Raw genomic sequence first — 13,980 nt, forward strand, 5'->3', positions numbered from 1 at the left:
AGCGGGACGGGAGCAGTGCTGACGTGCGGTGCGCGGGCTCACCCGGCCGCCGTCCGGTTCTCCAGCTGCTTGAGGGGTGGGCTGTCGTGGGCGGGTGGTGCGGCGGAGCAGAAGACGCAGCGGTCGCCGATGACGTCGATGCCGCACCAGTGGCAGCGGCTGCGCCGTACGGAGGTGACCAGCTGGTAGAGGACCGACAGGTCGGGCAGGTAGCTGCAGAACTCGATCAGCTTGCCGGTGCCCCACCAGGCGGGTGACTCGGCCGGGAGCGGGGTCTCGCGCAGCCCCTGCACCTTCCAGGAGGGGGCGAGGGTGCCGGTGACCCAGTCGGACTGGAGCTGCCCTTTGGCGACCAGCATCCACGTGCCGAACTCGGGGCCGGGCAGCGCGGCCTCGGGGGTGATGCGGACGAGCTGCGGCTCGGGGTGGGCGAGCACGCCGAACTGGCTGCCGGGCACCCAGGACTTGGCGTGCGACTTGAGGCCGACCGGGACGCGGTCGAGGCGGGCGACGGAGCCGAGCAGCGCCCCGGCGTGGATGTAGTGGACGAGGAGGCGGCCGGCGGAGGCGAGGACGCCGGGGCTGATGTCGCAGGAGGCGAGCTGCCGCAGCTGGCGGGTCAGGACGGCCAGTCCGAGGGGCGGCAGCTCCGGCCGGAACAGGGCGATCCGGTCGCTCTCCATGAGGGAGCGCAGGGTGTGCAGCCGGCGCTGGACGGCGGTGGGCGCGGCCGGTGAGCAGACCACGATCACGTGTCCGTGGTGCTCGACCAGGGCCTGCATGTCGGCGAGCACCTGGTCCAGGGGGCGCTGCGCGACGTCCCGGAGCACCACGGCGGGCAGGGTGCGTTCGTCCTGTGGCGGCAGCGCCAGGTCGGCACTGGTCACGGCAATGGCAGTTGGCACGCGCAGCTCCCCGTTTCCCCATGCCCGTCGGCACGCCGGGAGTTACTCCGGCACACCTCGTCGACTTCACTGCGTGACTACCTCAGCACTGTATCCACGGCTCTGTGACCGGAGAACAGCGTTTGTGTAGGTGAGGAGGAACTGCCGTTGCACAAGATGCGCCAAAACGGGGCAGGTTGAGCATCTCACCGGCCGCCGACCACACCCAACCGGTTGGTCTGGACCTCTTGACACCCGCTTTGGTCTGGACCATTTTCTTGTCATGTCCAGATACAGACGATCCCTGCGGCTCTGGTCGGGTGCCGTCACGGCTGCCCTGGCCCTCACTGTCACGACCGTCGGCCAGGCCTCCGCCGCCGACGTCGAAAACGCCCGCAACGCCGGCTTCGAGGCGGGCCTGAGCGACTGGACCTGCTCGGCGGGCAGCGGTACGACGGTCTCCTCCCCGGTGCGCACCGGTACGGCCGCGCTCCGGGCCACCCCCGCCGGGCAGGACAACGCCCGGTGCAGTCAGACGGTGGCGGTGCGACCGAACTCCACCTACTCCCTGGGCGCCTGGGTCCGGGGCGGCTACGCCTACCTCGGCGTCACCGGCACGGGCACCACGGACGTGTCCACCTGGACGCCCGACTCCACCTCCTGGAAGCAGCTGTCGACGTCGTTCAGGACGGGCGCGTCGACGACCTCGGTGACGGTGTACACGCACGGCTGGTACGGGCAGGCCGCGTACTACGCCGACGACGTGTCGGTCTTCGGCCCCGACGGGGGCGGCGGCACCGGCCCGGGCCCCACGATCCCGGCCGCGCCGAGCGGTCTGCGCGTCTCGGGTACGACGTCCTCGTCCGTCTCGCTCGCCTGGAACACCGTCTCCGGCGCCACGGGTTACACCGTCTACCGCGACGGCACGAAGGTCACGGCGGTCTCCGGCACGTCGGCCACGGTGACCGGCCTCGCCGCTTCGACCTCGTACTCCTTCCAGGTCACGGCGTCGAACGCGGCCGGCGAGTCACCGAGGTCGACGGCCGTCACGGCGACCACGAACCACACGTCCGGCCCCGGCCCCGCCCTGCCCAGGCACGCGGTGACCGGCTACTGGCAGAACTTCGACAACGGCGCGACGGTCCAGAAGATCTCGGACGTACCGGCCCACTACGACATCATCGCGGTGGCCTTCGCGGACGCCACGGGAACACCCGGCGCGGTCTCCTTCACCCTCGACTCGGCCGGGCTGAAGGGCTACACCGTCGACCAGTTCAAGGCCGACGTGAAGGCCAAGCAGGCGGCGGGCAAGAAGGTCATCATCTCGGTCGGCGGCGAACGCGGCACGGTCACCGTGAACGACGCGGCCTCCGCGACGAACTTCGCCGACAGCGTCTGGTCGGTCATGCAGGAGTACGGCTTCGACGGCGTCGACATCGACCTGGAGAACGGCCTCAACGCGACGTACATGACGCAGGCCCTGCGCGCCCTGTCCGCGAAGGCGGGCCCGTCGCTGATCATCACGATGGCGCCGCAGACCATCGACATGCAGTCGACGTCGAACTCCTACTTCCAGACCGCGCTGAACATCAAGGACATCCTGACCGTCGTCAACATGCAGTACTACAACAGCGGTTCCATGCTCGGCTGCGACGGCAAGGTGTACAGCCAGGGCACGGTCGACTTCCTGACGGCCCTGGCCTGCATCCAGCTGGAGAACGGCCTCGCCCCGTCCCAGGTCGGGCTCGGCCTGCCCGCCTCCACCCGCGCGGCAGGGGGCGGCTATGTGTCGCCGACCGTGGTCAACAACGCCCTGGACTGCCTGACCAGGGCCACCGACTGCGGCAGCTTCAAGCCGCCGCGGACGTACCCGGCCCTGCGGGGCGCGATGACCTGGTCGACGAACTGGGACGCCGCGTCCGGCAACGCGTGGTCCAACGCGGTGGGACCGCACGTGGACGCGCTGCCGTAACCGGCGTCCCGGTGCCCCTAGAAGAACTCACCCCACGGCTGGTCCCAGATCTGCTTCACGCACAGGATCAGGAACAGCAGCCCCGCGAGGGCGAGCATCACGTTGCTCACCGGGCCGTTGCGCCACTCGCGGGGCGTCCGGGCGGAGTTCAGCAGCCAGATCAGGGTGCCGGCGAGGAACGGCAGGAACGCCGCGCCGAGCACGCCGTAGATGATGATCAGGCGGAAGGGCTGGCCTTCGAAGAGCAGGATCATGGGCGGGAAGGTCAGCCACAGCAGGTACGCGCGGAAGGGCCAGGAGCGTTCGCGCTCGCCGGAGGCGACCTCCTCGCCCTTGGCCTGACCCCGGCCCGACAGACGGGCCACGAAGTCGGCGAACATCAGGCTCACGCCGTGCCAGACACCGATCAGCGAGGTGAAGGACGTGGCGAAGAAGCCGACCAGGAAGAACTTCGCCGTCGCCGCCCCGTACTCCTCCTCCAGGATGTCGCCCAGCTGGATCAGGCCCTTGTCGCCGCTGGCGATGGCGACGTTCGCCGAGTGCAGCAGCTCCGCGCCGACGAAGAGCATGGCGATCACGAAGATGCCGGTGGTGGCGTAGGCGACGCGGTTGTCCAGGCGCATGACCTTCATCCAGCCGGTGTCGGTCCAGCCCTTGGCGTTGACCCAGTAGCCGTACGCGGCGAGGGTGATCGTGCCGCCGACGCCGCCGATCAGGCCCAGCGTGTTGAGGATCGAGTCCTTCTCGTCCGGCAGCACCGGCAGGAGCCCGGCGAAGGCGTCGGCCAGGTTCGGCGTGACCCGGATCGCCAGGTACACCGTCACCAGGAACATGACGCCCACCAGGACCGTCATGACCTTCTCGAACACCGCGTACTTGTTGAACCAGACGAAGACCAGCCCGACCAGGCCGCAGGCGATGCCCCACCACTTCAGGTCCATCACGTCGGGGAAGAGCGCCTGCAGCGGCAGCGCGCTCGAGGACATCGCCGCCGCGCCGTAGACGAAGCCCCAGACGACGACGTAGACCGCGAAGAACCACGTCGTCCAGCGGCCGAGGCTCGCCCAGCCGTCGAACAGGGTGCGGCCCGTGGACAGGTGCCAGCGGCCCGCCGCCTCGGCCAGGGAGATCTTCACCAGACAGCCGATGATCGCGGCCCACAGGAGGGTGTAGCCGAAGTTGCTGCCCGCGATGAGCGTGGCGACCAGGTCACCGGCCCCGACGCCGGTCGCCGCGACGACGATCCCCGGCCCGATGTACTTCCAACTCGCCTTGCGCATCGGGGGTTGCTGGGTGGCCTCGTGATCCGTGGTGTTTCCCGTGGTGTCCGCCATGCAGATCAAGAAACCGCAAAGAGCCCCACCCGACAAGGGGGCAGGAGGTGTCCTACCCAAGGGGCGCGGGGAACTGCGCGAGAAGCACACTCAACCCGCACCCCGGAGCCGGGCCCAGGCGGCAGAACGCACCGCCAAGGCCCACCCCAGCGGGAGCGTCACGGCTGTCGCCGACCACAGCCGTCCGCCCCACACGTGCCGAGTTCGAACCACACGGTCTTGCCCGGCCCGTCCCGGTGGCAGCCCCAGCGCTGGGCGAGGGCGTCCACCAGGAACATCCCGCGGCCGCTCTCCCCGGTGCCCGCCTCCAGCACCCGGGGCACGCGCCGCCCGCTGTCGGCGACCTCGCAGCGCAGCACGCCGTGCGCGGCGAAGAGCGTGAGCCGGAAGCGGCTCTCGGCGTGCACCAGTGCGTTGGTGGCGAGCTCACCCACGAGGAGTTCCGCCACGTCCGCCACCTCACCGCGCTCCGCGAGCCCCCAGCCCTCCAACTGCCTGCGCACTTCCGCGCGTGCCTCGCGCACGGCGGAGGGCCGGGGTGCGTACTCGACACTCAGGTGGCCTGCTCCCAGGGGTGGTTGCGGGAACGGGCCGTACCGGGCGTCGGGGTCCGGGAGGTGGCGCCCGGAGAGTTGCAGCATGGGTCCAGGGTGGTCCCGGGGGGCGGTCCGGCGCAGGGGGAGGACTACCCGATCCCCTACCTGCTTGTGCAGGTAGGGGCCTATGCGTACTGGAGGCGGACGGTGGCGCCCGCCGTGTCGTCGCGGACGTCCACGTACGCGCAGACCTGACGCGCGTACCAGAGCCCGGCGCTGTCGGCGGGAGGCGGGACGAAGCCGGCGAGGGGGTCGTCGAGGCGGCGGGCCGAGCGCAGTTCGCAGACGCAGGCGGGCGCCTCGCCCCACAGCAGGGCGGAGCCGTCGAGCGGGGCCAGGGCGGCCGCCGTCTGCGCCACGGCCGTGGCGAACAGCTCGGCGTCGGCGGCGGCCAGCCCCCGCGCCTGTGCCCAGACCTGTACGGCGGCGGCGTGCGGCTCCGCCATCGGCCGTGCGGCGGCGGGGGGCAGCGGCAGCGGTACGGCGTCGAGTTCGGCCGTGAGCCGTACCGGGTCCTCGTACACGTCCGTGTCGGGGTGGGCGCGGCGGGCCGCGGCGACGACGGCGGGCCCTGCGGTGCGGGTGTCGTAGGCGCACAGGGCGGTCGTGGCCATGGGGGCGAAGAGGAGGTTGGCGAGGGCCTCGTAGCGGATCCACTCGGTGGTCTCGCGGGCCGAGCGGCCGGCCCGTCCGCTCCAGACGGGCTCCATGAGGAGGTGGATCCGGCCGCCGGGTCCGGCGTGCGCGGTGAGGTAGGAGGCGGCCTGGGCGACGGCGTTGGCGGCGGAGCCGGTGTACCAGTCGGTGTGCGGGACGCAGGTGACGTCCTTGGCGTCGGCGCCGAGGGCGTCGCGCAGGAGGTCCAGGTTGCGGGGGTCGGCGATGGCCACGGGCGGTGGTTCGCCGGGGGCGGCGAGGCCCTCGGCGAGGAAGGGCAGGGCGGCGGCGAGGAAGCCGTCGTCGCTGCCGAAGACGGCCATGCGGTGGTCGAAGGCGGTGGGTTGTCGGATGGTCACGTGATCCCCTCGGGTGGGTGTGGGTGCGGGCGGGTCAGCGCTGTGCCGTCACCCAGGCGGCGATCTGGCTGCGGTTGCTGAAGCCGAGCTTGCTGAGGATGCGTTCCACATGGCCTTCGGCGGTGCGGCGGGCGATCACCAGGCGGTCCGCGATCTGCTGGTTGGCGAGCCCTTCGGCGACGAGCTGGGCGACCTCCGTCTCGCGGCGGGTCAGGCGGACCGCGGAGTTCTCGTGCGGCGGGCGGTCGGCGGTGGACTCGCCGGGGTGCGGGCGGGCCGGTTCCTGGAGCGCGTGGGCGACGAGTTCGGCGAGTCCGAGCCCGCCGCCGCGCCGGTGGGCCCGTTCGAACGCCTCGCGGCCCAGGGCCCGGCAGGTCTTCTCCTCGCTGTCGCGGCGGGCGGAGTTGAGGGTGTGCGCGCCCCAGCGGCCGGTGTCGATGTCGGCCCAGACGCGGTCGGCGCCGCCGAGCAGCACGGCCGCGTGCTCGTGGGCGCCGCGTTCGGCCGCGATCGACGCGAGCAGGTCGAGGGTGAGGGCCATGCCGATGACGTCGTGGACGGCGACTTTCAGGCGCAGGGCCTCGCGGGCGTGCCGTTCGGCGCGGGGCCAGTCGCGGCGCACGCTGTGCGCGAGGGCGAGCATGCGCAGCACGTACGACCGCACCCACTGCTCGCCGTGCCGCTCGCACAGCCTCAGGGCCCGCTCGCAGACCTCGACGGCCCGGTCGGCCTCGCCCAGGTAGCCCAGCGCGCAGGCGAGTTCGACCTGGTCGAGGCCGACGAGGCTCAGGTGCTGGCCGGGCACGGGGCCGCGGGCGACGGTGGCCTCGAAGTGCCGCAGCGCGCCGGGCAGGTCGTCGCCGAACAGGCGGATGACGCCGATGACGTACTCGGCGTGGGCGGCTTCGGCGGGGTCGCCCAGGGCGCGGGCGAGGGCGAGGGCGTCCGCGGCGTGGCGGCGGCCCCGGGGGAAGTCCTGGGTGGCGGCGGCGAGCAGCCCGGCGACCCACAGGCCGCGGGCCCGTTCCCGGGTCGGCTCCGGGCCCGCGGCCAGGGCCCGGTCGAGCCAGTAGAGGCCCTCGCGGGGGGCGCCGCAGGCGTGCCAGTAGAACCAGAGGGCGCCGGCGAGGCGCAGCCCGGCGCGTGCCTCGCCGGGGGTGGAGAGGCTGAAGTCGAGGGCGGCGCGCAGATTGTCCCGGTCGGCGCGCAGCCGGGCGACGGCCTCCGGCTGCCCGGGCCCGAACCAGCCGCGTTCGCAGTCCTCGGCCCGCCGCAGCATCCAGTCCCGCTGCCGCCGCCGGGCGGCGCCCTCCTCCCCGGGCGTCCGCCGCAACTGCTCCAGCCCGTACTGCCGCAGGGTGTCGAGCAGCCGGTACCGCGCGCCGCCCGGGCCCGGCTCCCGGCAGAGCACGGACTTGTCCACGAGTCCGGCGAGGGCTTCCAGGACGTCGTCGGCACACAGGGCCGGGCCCGCGCCGGCGGGGAGAGGCAGGGTCACGGTCCCCAGGGGCGCCTGCGCGGCCCGCGCGGTCGGCACAGCGGAACCGGCCGGGAGCACCTGCGGGGGCCGGGCCCCTTGGCGGGGGGCGTCCGGGAGCACGTGCACGGGCCAGGCCTCATGTCCGGGGCCGTCCGGGAGCACCGGCACGGGCCAGGCCTCTTGTCCAGGGCCGTCCGGGAGCACCCGCACGGGCCAGGCCCCTTGGCCGGGGGCGGCCGTGAGCCCAGGCGCGGCCCCCGCCCCCTCGCCGGACCCGCCCCTGGGCCCAGGCGCAGCCCCCGCCCCCTCGCCGCAACCGGCCGCGAACGCCTGCCCGGGGCCGTTCCGTTCAGCGGAGCCGTCGGGGCACATCGGCGCGTACGGGGACGCGTGGCCGCCGAACGGGCCCCGGGCTTCCGCGTACCCGACGGCCCCCTCCGGGCTGTCGTCCGCGCACACCGCCTCCGCCGTTTCCAGGTCGAAGCCGCCGGCCAGGACGGACAGGCGGGCCCACACCAGTTGCTCGGGGCCGGTGCACAGGTCGTGGCTCCAGGCGACCGCGGCGCGCAGGGTCTGGTGGCGGGGCAGGGCCGCGGGGCTGCCGGTGGTGAGGAAGCGGTAGCGGTCGTCGAGGCGGTCCAGGAGCTGGTCGACGTCGAGGACGCGCATGCGCACGGCGGCGAGTTCGATGGCGAGGGGCAGGCCGTCCAAGCGGTGGCAGAGGCGGGCCACGGAGGCCCGGTTGGCGGGGGTGAGGCGGAAGCCGGGGACGACGGCGGCGGCCCGGTCGGCGAAGAGCGTGAGGGCCGGGTAGCCCTCGGCGGCGGAGAGGTCGCCGTCCGGGTCGGGCACCGGCAGGGGCCGTACCTCCAGCAGGTGTTCCTCGGTGAGGCCGAGCCGGTGCCGGCTGGTGGCGAGGATCCGGACCCCCTCGGTGCCGCGCAGCAGCGCCGCGGCGAGCTGGGCGCACGCGCCCGCGAGGTGCTCGCAGTTGTCGACGACGAGGAGCAGCCGCCGCTCCCGTACCTGCTCGACGAGGGCGGCCAGCGGCGGCTGGGGTGAGTGGTCGTGCAGCCCCAGCGCGTCGGCGGCGGCGAGCGGGACGAGGGCCGGGTCGTGGAGTCCGGAGAGGTGCACGAAGCGCACACCGTCCGGGAAGGCCCGCTGCACCCGCGCCGCGATGCGCGCGGCGAGCCGGGTCTTGCCGACGCCGCCCGGCCCGGTCAGCGTCACCAGTCGTGCCCGGGCCAGCAGTTCGCGGCCCTCGGTCAGTTCGCCACGCCGGTCGACGAAGCTCGTCGTCTCGGCCGGTAGGTGGTGGTCCCGTCGTGGCGCTGATCCGCCCATGATCAGCCAGTCCTCTGGGGGTGTGGTCCGAGGATCCGGACACTCCGGCTCCCCTTGCGCGGATCCACACTCTCTCCCGGTTGCGTACATATATGCACGCTCGGCTCACACCCGTGGGTGTACTTCGGCCGCTCCCTCTCGGCCGCCGCGCCATACGCGTACACTGCACGGCCGCTTTCGGTCTTGACCTGCTCATGCCATTGGCAGAACGATGTGCGCCACCCGCACCACGTACGTCGCACGGAACAACCCCACCTCCCACAAGGAGATTTCATGCGACTTCGCATACGAGGCTCCGGTGTCCGCACCGGCAGACGCACCGCCGCCCTCGCCGCCCTGCTCGCCCTCGCCCTCGCGGCGCCCCTGTCCGCGACGGCACCGGACGCCACCGCCGACAGCGCGCCCAAGGCCGCCCCGGCGGCGGACGACGTCCGGCAGTACGAGATCCACCTGCACTCGACGGCCAAGGACCGCACGGCACTGCAGCGCGCGGGCGTGACCGTCGACGAGGCACACGACCACGGCGTCGTCGTCTCCGGCCGCGCGGACCAGATCAGGAAGCTGCGCGCACAGGGCTACGAGGTCACCCCGCTCGGCGCGGTGCCCGACCGGTCCGCCGGCGAGGACGACGTCCGGCTCTTCGACTTCCCGTCGGCCGACTCGAAGTACCACAACTACGCGGAGATGACGAGCGAGATCAACTCGGTCGTCGCGGCCAACCCGTCGATCGCGAGCCAGCGCGTGATCGGCAAGTCGTACCAGGGCCGGAACATCGTCGCCATCAAGATCAGCGACAACGTCGGCAGCGACGAGTCCGAGCCGGAGGTGCTGTTCACGCACCACCAGCACGCCCGCGAGCACCTCACCGTCGAGATGGCGCTCTACCTGCTGCGCGAGCTGACCTCCGACTACGGCTCCGACTCGCGCGTCACCAACATGGTGAACAACCGCGAGATCTGGATCGTCCCGGACATCAACCCGGACGGCGGCGAGTACGACATCGCCACCGGCTCCTACCGCTCGTGGCGCAAGAACCGGCAGCCCAACTCCGGTTCGTCGTACGTCGGCACGGACCTGAACCGCAACTGGAACTACCGCTGGGGCTGCTGCGGCGGCTCCTCGGGGTCGACGTCCTCCGACACCTACCGGGGGCCGTCGGCGGAGTCGGCGCCGGAGGTGAAGGTCGTCGCCGACTTCGTGCGCAGCCGGGTCGTCGGCGGAAAGCAGCAGATCAGGGCCGGGGTCGACTTCCACACCTACAGCGAGCTGGTGCTGTGGCCGTTCGGCTACACGTACTCCGACACCACGACCGGGATGACGGCCGACGACAACGCGGCGTTCAAGGCGGTCGGGCAGAAGATGGCCGCGAGCAACGGGTACACGGCGGAGCAGTCCAGTGACCTGTACATCACGGACGGGTCGATCGACGACTACCTCTGGGGCGTGCACAAGATCTTCGGCTACACGTTCGAGATGTATCCGAGGTCCGGTGGGGGTGGGTTCTACCCGCCCGACGAGGTGATCGAGCGGGAGACCTCCCGTAACCGGGACGCGGTGCTGCAGCTGCTGGAGAACGCCGACTGCATGTACCGGTCGATCGGCAAGGAAGCGCAGTACTGCGGCTAGTCCGCGGCTTCCTCTGCGCCTTCCTCCGCGCCTTCCCCTGCGTCTTCCTCGAAGTAGGCGTCCAGTACGGCGTCCAACTGCTCGTCCCACTCCTTGAAGTGGCTCCTGGCCGGCGCCTCGATCTCGATCGGGTACCAGCGCCGGTCAGGGGTGTGGACGGTGACGGTGTAGCGCTTGCCGAAGCGGGCCGTCTCCGTCTCCACCGCGCCGATCTCGTCCCAGCGGAACTCGCACTCCTGGTCGTCCAGGCAGAGCCGTACGCCTCTGTGGTCGGCGACGATCCGCGCGCGGCGGTCGGACGCCTCGAAGACGGGACCGTCGACCGCGGCGTCCTCCTCCGGCTCGGGGGAGGACGCCGCGTCGTTCTCCTCCGCCTCCGCCTCGGGTGCGGCCTCCTCGGCCTCGGCGACCTCAGGCTCCTTCTCCGGCCCGTCCTCCTCCGTCCGGCCGGACGCGGGTGACGTGAGCCCGGGGATGAAGGCCGGGTCGAATCCGGCGCCCTCCAGGGGCTGGCTGCTCGAACCTATGCGCTGCTCCACAGCGGAGCAGTATGGTCGACAAACCTGTGCCGCACACAGTCGGCCCCGACTTCGTTATCAGACGCCTACAAGAACCGGCCGCCCTACAGGAACAGGCTGAGCACCGCCGCCACTACGAACCCCGCCACCGACAGGACGCTTTCCAGCACCGTCCACGTCTTGAGGGTGTCCCGTTCGCTGATGCCGAAGTACTTCGCGACCATCCAACTGCGTTCATCAGCGCGCTCCGCGCGCGGGCGCCGTCGTTGACGTGCGAGGCGAAGATGGAGCCCGCGGAGATGGCCATGATGACCAGGGCGACGAAGGCCTGGGAGTGGTCGCCCTCCCCCTGGGCGACCCGCAGGACCACCGAGATCAGGTAGGAGAGCACGATCACCGGCAGGCCGACGTCGTTGAACGTGTCCGAGAGGGCCTGGGCGACGCCACCGGCCTTGAGGACCGCGCCGAAGACGCCGCCCGCGCCGACCACCAGCAGGATGTTGCCGACCGGCTTGAGGGACGCGGTCGACACCGTCTCCAGGGACGTGCGGGACCAGCCGCGGCGGATGCCCAGCAGGTAGTACGCGAGGAACAGCGCGATGGTCAGCGCCACGAACGGGTTGCCGAAGAACTCGATCACCGAGCAGCAGGGCGATGCCGAGCGCGGCGGTGAGCAGGAGTCCGGCGGTGCCGTCGACGAGGAGGAGCAGGCCTCCCGTGTGGGGCGGTGTCCCGGCGGGGGCGGACGCGGCGAGCGGATGGGACATTCGGGGGTCCTCTGCGTAAATGCATACAGGTTCTGGGTAGGGGGGAGCGCGGCGCGGCGCATGGAGCGGCGCCGCGCCTGGAGAAGGCGGGGTGGGGTCGGGTCAGCCGAGGACGGCCAGCGCGTCGATCTCGACGAGGAGGCCCGCGGGGAGGCCGACGTAGACGGTCGTGCGCGCGGCGGGCGGCTGGGTCAGGCCCTGCTCCTCGAAGTACGCGTCGTAGATCTCGTTGAACTCGGCGAAGTGGTCGACGTCCGTGAGGTAGACGCGGATCATCATCACGTCGTCCCAGGAGGCGCCGCCCTCCTGGAGGATGGCCTTGACGTTGGCCAGGGTCTGGAGGGTCTGCTCGCGCAGGGTCGGCCCGGCGGGCGTGGGCTTCCTGCCCTCCTCGGCGGGCAGGAAGCCGACCTGGCCGGCGACCTGGAGGATGTTGCCCTTCTTCACGCCGTGGGAGAACCTGGCCGGCGGGGTGGTGTGGGTCTTCGGGGTGAGTGCGGTCTTGTCCGTCATTCGGTGCCTTTCACTGGTGTCCTGCCGGAGTACTCCCCGCTGATGGCGTCCGCCGTACGGCGCACCAGCGGCAGGAGGGTGAGGAGTTCGTCGGCGGTGACGACGACGTTCGGCGCGGAGACCGACATCGCGGCGACGACCCGGCCGTCGGCGCCGCGGATGGGCGCCGCGACGCAGTTGATGGACTCCTCGTGGCCGCCGAGGTCGGTGGCCCAGCCCTGTTCGCGCACCTTCTCCAGCTCGCGCAGGAACGCGCTCGCGTCGGGGGTCGAACGGGACGTGTACAGGGGGTAGTCGAGCTTCTCCGCCACCGCCCGCCGCTCGTGCTCGGGCAGGTCGGCGAGGAGCAGCTTCGCGACCGCGGCGACGGTGATGGCGACGGGCTTGCCGATGCGCGAGTACATCCGCACCGGGTAGCGGCTGTCGACCTTGTCGATGTAGAGGACCTCGTTCTCCTCGTACACGGCCAGGTGCACGGTGTGCCCGCAGCTCTCGTTGAGGCGGACCAGGTGGGGATGGGCGATCTCGCGCACGTCGAGGTTCTCCATCGCCTCCTGGGCGAGCGCGAAGAGCCGGGCGCCGAGGCGGTAGCGCTGGTCGGACTGGCGGTAGACGAGGCCGTGCTCGTGCAGGGTGCGCAGCAGGCGCAGGGCCGTGGACTTGTGCACGCCGAGGCGGTCGGCGACCTGCCCCAGGTCGGCGGGGCCCTCGGCGAGCAGCGGCAGGATGCTGAGCGCGCGGTCGACGGTCTGGCTCATGGCGTACGTACCTCCTCGGCGGCCCGCTGGGGGTCCTCGGTCCAGCCGGGGCCGAGTCGCAGTCTCCCCCATGCCGTGTCGTCCAGGGCGGCGAGCCGGTCGGCGTGCTCCCGGGCGGGCGGGGTGGCGAGGTCGCCGGGCGCGGTGAGGGCGGCGGCGGCCATGAGGTGCCCGTGCCGCAGCCGGTCCCGGACGGGCAGCCCGCGCAGGGTGGCGGAGAGGAACCCGGCGGCGAAGGCGTCTCCGGCGCCGACGGCGGCGACGACCTCGACCTGCGGTGCGGGGACAGAGGTGACGTCCCGCTTCTCGAAGACGGTGGCTCCGGCGGAGCCCTGCTTGACGACCAGCACCTCGGGTTCGGGGAGGGCGGCGCGGACGGCTTCGGCGCTGTGCAGCCCCCAGGCCTCGTCCTGGCCCACGAACACGAGGTCCGCGCCCCGGGCGAGGTCGCGCAGCACCCGGGGTGCGTCCGTGTCGCGCCACAGGCCCGGCCGGTGGTTGACGTCGAAGGAGACCAGGGGCCGGCCGGGGCGGCGTGCGGTCAGCTCGCGCATCAGGTCCAGGCAGCTGCCGGACAGCGCGGCCGTGATCCCGGACAGGTGCAGTACGCGTCCGGCGTGCAGAGCGGCCGGGCCGGGGTCCGTCACGCTCATCGCGGACGCCGCGGAGCCGGCCCGGTAGTACGCCACCTCGTGCGCCTCGCCGGCCCGGTCCCCGGCGGTGCGGAAGTAGATGCCCGTCGGGCGGTCGGGGTCGCGGCGCACGTGTGCCACGTCGACGCCGTACCCGCCGATCGCCTCCATCAGATGGTCGCCGAAGGGGTCGTCCCCGACCCTGCTGACCCACCGCGCGGAGTGCCCCGCCGCCGCCAGCACGCACGCCACGTTGGACTCCGCCCCGCCGATGCCCCGCTCGAAGGAGGGGACGTCGGCGAGCCGGCCCGGCCGGGAGGGCCGGAACGTGACCATGGACTCGCCGAGCGCGACGACGTCGACGACGCCGGGGGCGTTGCGGGGTCCGGTGGGGGTCACGATGCTCGTAGCTCCTCGGTGGCTTCGGTGGGTGGTAGTTCCCTTGAACGGTTCGTTGACCGGCGGTGGCCGAGATGTTAGACAGCGTTCAGCGACATGCGCAATGAAGGTTGCAATCTATGCAACATCGCAGATCAG

General features: G+C 72.2%; 11 protein-coding genes and 1 pseudogene. 2 read left to right on the top strand and 10 right to left on the bottom strand.

All coding sequences use genetic code 11. The features are described 5' to 3' along the window. Positions 1–38: 38 nt before the first annotated feature. The gene (locus ABZ386_RS35940) at positions 39–905 is read right to left on the bottom strand and encodes a hypothetical protein (RefSeq protein WP_351345502.1); all 867 of its coding nucleotides are present in this window, start codon (positions 903–905) and stop codon (positions 39–41) included. Between the two features lie 262 nt (positions 906–1,167). Here ABZ386_RS35940 and ABZ386_RS35945 point away from each other — a divergent pair, with 262 nt between their 5' ends. Next, positions 1,168–2,856: a glycoside hydrolase family 18 protein gene (locus tag ABZ386_RS35945; protein WP_358967782.1), complete on the top strand. Its 1,689-nt coding sequence runs from the start codon at positions 1,168–1,170 to the stop codon at positions 2,854–2,856. Between the two features lie 17 nt (positions 2,857–2,873). Here ABZ386_RS35945 and ABZ386_RS35950 read toward each other — a convergent pair whose 3' ends face one another. From ABZ386_RS35950 to ABZ386_RS35965, 4 genes are all read right to left on the bottom strand, one after another. After that, on the bottom strand, positions 2,874–4,190 hold the full coding sequence (locus tag ABZ386_RS35950; protein WP_355716809.1) for an Nramp family divalent metal transporter: 1,317 nt from the start codon (positions 4,188–4,190) through the stop codon (positions 2,874–2,876). 158 nt (positions 4,191–4,348) lie between these two features. Continuing rightward, positions 4,349–4,831, bottom strand: a complete 483-nt coding sequence (locus tag ABZ386_RS35955; RefSeq protein WP_356505325.1) for an ATP-binding protein — start codon at positions 4,829–4,831, stop codon at positions 4,349–4,351. 80 nt (positions 4,832–4,911) lie between these two features. Further along, positions 4,912–5,802: an MEDS domain-containing protein gene (locus ABZ386_RS35960; protein ID WP_356505323.1), complete on the bottom strand. Its 891-nt coding sequence runs from the start codon at positions 5,800–5,802 to the stop codon at positions 4,912–4,914. Positions 5,803–5,836: 34 nt separating this feature from the next. Continuing rightward, positions 5,837–8,629: a LuxR C-terminal-related transcriptional regulator gene (locus ABZ386_RS35965; RefSeq protein ID WP_358967787.1), complete on the bottom strand. Its 2,793-nt coding sequence runs from the start codon at positions 8,627–8,629 to the stop codon at positions 5,837–5,839. A gap of 273 nt (positions 8,630–8,902) precedes the next feature. On the opposite strand from ABZ386_RS35965, the gene ABZ386_RS35970 reads away from it, so the two are divergent. After that, positions 8,903–10,255, top strand: coding sequence for a M14 family metallopeptidase (locus ABZ386_RS35970; protein ID WP_355724760.1), 1,353 nt, complete (start codon positions 8,903–8,905; stop codon positions 10,253–10,255). Here the strand turns inward: ABZ386_RS35970 and ABZ386_RS35975 are convergent. From ABZ386_RS35975 to ABZ386_RS35995, 5 genes and pseudogenes are all read right to left on the bottom strand, one after another. Further along, entirely contained in the window at positions 10,252–10,794 is a 543-nt protein-coding gene (locus ABZ386_RS35975; protein WP_356618276.1) for a hypothetical protein, read from the bottom strand. The genes ABZ386_RS35970 and ABZ386_RS35975 overlap by 4 nt on opposite strands. A gap of 83 nt (positions 10,795–10,877) precedes the next feature. Then, positions 10,878–11,416 (bottom strand): annotated as a pseudogene (locus ABZ386_RS35980) (GntP family permease); the annotation flags it as partial. A gap of 226 nt (positions 11,417–11,642) precedes the next feature. Then, positions 11,643–12,053 carry a RidA family protein gene (locus tag ABZ386_RS35985; protein ID WP_351345526.1) on the bottom strand — a complete coding sequence of 137 codons (411 nt, stop codon included), beginning with the start codon at positions 12,051–12,053 and terminating at the stop codon, positions 11,643–11,645. Next, a complete protein-coding gene (locus tag ABZ386_RS35990) occupies positions 12,050–12,811 on the bottom strand; it encodes an IclR family transcriptional regulator (RefSeq protein WP_351345529.1) in 762 nt (253 codons plus the stop codon). Before ABZ386_RS35990 ends, ABZ386_RS35985 begins: the two co-directional genes overlap by 4 nt. After that, entirely contained in the window at positions 12,808–13,842 is a 1,035-nt protein-coding gene (locus ABZ386_RS35995; protein WP_358967791.1) for a sugar kinase, read from the bottom strand. Before ABZ386_RS35995 ends, ABZ386_RS35990 begins: the two co-directional genes overlap by 4 nt. Between the last annotated feature and the right edge of the window lie 138 nt (positions 13,843–13,980).

Source organism: Streptomyces sp. NPDC006140, assembly GCF_040628815.1.
Lineage (GTDB): Bacteria > Actinomycetota > Actinomycetes > Streptomycetales > Streptomycetaceae > Streptomyces.